The organism is Paraburkholderia sp. Ac-20342, assembly GCF_017104985.1.
Taxonomy (GTDB): domain Bacteria; phylum Pseudomonadota; class Gammaproteobacteria; order Burkholderiales; family Burkholderiaceae; genus Paraburkholderia.
This window is the reverse complement of the sequence record NZ_JAAGPQ010000201.1, coordinates 1-2,225: the sequence shown is the minus strand read 5'-3', so window position 1 is coordinate 2,225 and position 2,225 is coordinate 1. Positions and strand designations below refer to the sequence as shown.

Annotated in this window: 3 protein-coding genes and 1 pseudogene; 3 read left to right on the top strand and 1 reads right to left on the bottom strand. The window is 60.9% G+C overall.

Annotated features, from left to right (window positions below):
• A pseudogene (locus G3N58_RS33725) lies at positions 1-321 on the top strand (hypothetical protein); the annotation flags it as partial.
• Between the two features lie 111 nt (positions 322-432).
• On the opposite strand, the gene G3N58_RS33720 reads toward G3N58_RS33725, so the two are convergent.
• Positions 433-960, bottom strand: coding sequence for a hypothetical protein (locus G3N58_RS33720; RefSeq protein ID WP_206001354.1), 528 nt, complete (start codon positions 958-960; stop codon positions 433-435).
• Positions 961-1,248: 288 nt separating this feature from the next.
• On the opposite strand from G3N58_RS33720, the gene G3N58_RS33715 reads away from it, so the two are divergent.
• The gene (locus G3N58_RS33715; RefSeq protein ID WP_167037927.1) at positions 1,249-1,845 is read left to right on the top strand and encodes a DUF6088 family protein; all 597 of its coding nucleotides are present in this window, start codon (positions 1,249-1,251) and stop codon (positions 1,843-1,845) included.
• Positions 1,838-2,225, top strand: a 388-nt coding sequence (locus tag G3N58_RS33710; RefSeq protein WP_206001353.1) for a nucleotidyl transferase AbiEii/AbiGii toxin family protein, incomplete at its 3' end; no start/stop codon positions are given. The genes G3N58_RS33715 and G3N58_RS33710, both read left to right, overlap by 8 nt.

Below are 2,225 nucleotides of genomic sequence, written 5' to 3'. Positions count from 1 at the left end.
CTGCGCAAGGTCGGCTATTCAGACCTGACGGTTCACGGATTCCGGTCGACGTTCCGTGACTGGTGCGCCGAAATGACCACCTACCCTCGCGAGCTCGCTGAAGCAGCGCTGGCGCATACGTTGAGCAACAAGGCAGAAGCCGCCTACTTCCGCAGTGATATGTTCGAGAAGCGACGCGAAATGATGCAGGCCTGGTGCAATTACATCAATACAGCACCAGCTGAGGCACGGCCCCCTGCCCCCCCCCCGGGACCGACCGAGTCGAACCTTCGCGAGAGGCGGCGTCTATCTAGTCGATTCAGCGTACAGATGACGCGATAACTCGACACACGTCGCCAACCCTGCGTCCGCGGGACTCACTGGCGAGCGGTCGCCGCGTGTGATGTCCCTCGCGGCCGAGTGCGAAAGGCCACAGTCGTCGACGTTTTCTGGTCAAATGGCTTGCCGATTGGCGCGTTCCCGCACATTCGCAGCCGTGGCGATCGGCAAGGCGATGAACTCCCGCTCCGACATTTCGAGGAATGCCCGCTGGAACGGCAGATAGAGCTGCACGATCCATTGTTCGTCATCTTTGCGTCCAGCGTACGGGTGCAGGATCTCGCCATCGAATCCGCACCGGTCGAAGCGCAGCACGCCCCCGTTCGGGTAGGAACTTGCCCCTTCGAAGCGAGCATGCATCATGTGACTGACGACGTCATGTGGATAGCCAGGATGGCCCGACGTATCCGCCTCTTCGATTGCTGCGCGAATTGCATCCTCCGGCGTGAGATGGCAACGCTCCATCTCCCGTTCGTCAAACACCTCTTCCGTCGCGACGTACGGTGGCCCGCGATACCAGTTCGGATCGTCGTGCTCGAGACGCACAGCGACGATCGTGCGTGTACCGACATCGGAGCAGCGCCAACGGAAGCCGGCCGGACCGAGAAATTCGAGGTCGATATAGAAATCCGAATGCTTCATGGTGAGCGTGATGGGGCGACGAGATCCTATTGTCGCAGAGCCGGGGCGACGGAGTCACGAGCCGTATTCTCGCCTCGTATGAGCGTGCCGCACCGTCAGCGTACAACCAACGATACCAATTTAGCTGCTCACCATCCTCATCAGCTAACCGGCCAAAAGGCGGAAGATTTGTTACCCACCGGCAGAGATCCCCGGTAGCCCCTCCACAACACCCGCTGCCCCCATGCACGGCGGCAGCGTTGCTCGCATGTCAGAAATAAAGTATAATTTCTGACATGCGAGGTATCCATGAACACGCTCCCCGAAGCCATACTGCTCCACTCCCGCTCCCTCCCCGAGGGCGGCGTGCTGTCGCCCAAAGAATTCCTGCATCTGGGAAGCCGCGCTGCGGTTGACCAGGCGTTTTCGCGCCTCAGCAAAGCCGGCAAGCTTATACGCGTAGCGCGTGGAACCTATGTGGCCCCCGTTTCCAGCCGGTTCGGCTCGCGCGCCCCTGCGTCGGAGAAGGTCGTAAAGGCCATGGCGGAGCTGAGCGGTGAAACCATCGCCCCGCACGGCGCCAGTGCTGCGAATGCACTCGGCTTGACCCAGCAGGTACCGACCCGGGAGGTCTATCTGACGTCAGGACGTACCCGGAAGTTGAAACTCGGTCGCTCGGAGTTGCTGGTCAAACACGCCCCCTGCTGGATGCTGGCTTTGGGTAACGGGCCAGCTGGCGCCGCGATCCGCGCACTGGCCTGGATGGGACCGACGCATGCCAGTGGCTCTCTAGCGGCACTGCACCGCACCCTTCCGGAAACGGAATGGCAAACGCTGACGTCCGCCCGAGCCATCTTACCGTCGTGGATGGCTCAGGCGATCGGTCAGGAAGCCGCGCATGGCTGAGAACTTTTTCAGTCTCAGCACGGACGACCGGCGCGAAGCGCTGGAATACGCCCGCGATCAAACGGGGCGCCCTGCGCATCTGCTTGAAAAAGACGTGTGGGTCGTGTGGACACTCCGCGCGCTCTTCGAGTCGAGCCTGTCCGCCGATCTCACCTTTAAAGGTGGTACGTCCTTGTCCAAGGCCTACAAGATCATCGATCGCTTCTCCGAAGATATTGACCTGACCTACGACATTCGCAAGCTGATACCGGATCTGATCAACGACGGTGGCGAACTGCCATCCAGCCGCAGCCAAGCCAGCAAATGGACGCAAGCCGTACGCCACCGGCTTCCTGACTGGATCAAAACGAACGTCCAGCCCGTCATTCAGGCATCGCTGG

What these genes read in the sequence shown, in the direction of transcription:
- G3N58_RS33720 (WP_206001354.1), bottom strand. Translation starts at nt 960, where the DNA reads ATGAAGCATTCGGATTTCTATATCGACCTCGAATTTCTCGGTCCGGCC.
- G3N58_RS33715 (WP_167037927.1), top strand. Translation starts at nt 1,249, where the DNA reads ATGAACACGCTCCCCGAAGCCATACTGCTCCACTCCCGCTCCCTCCCC.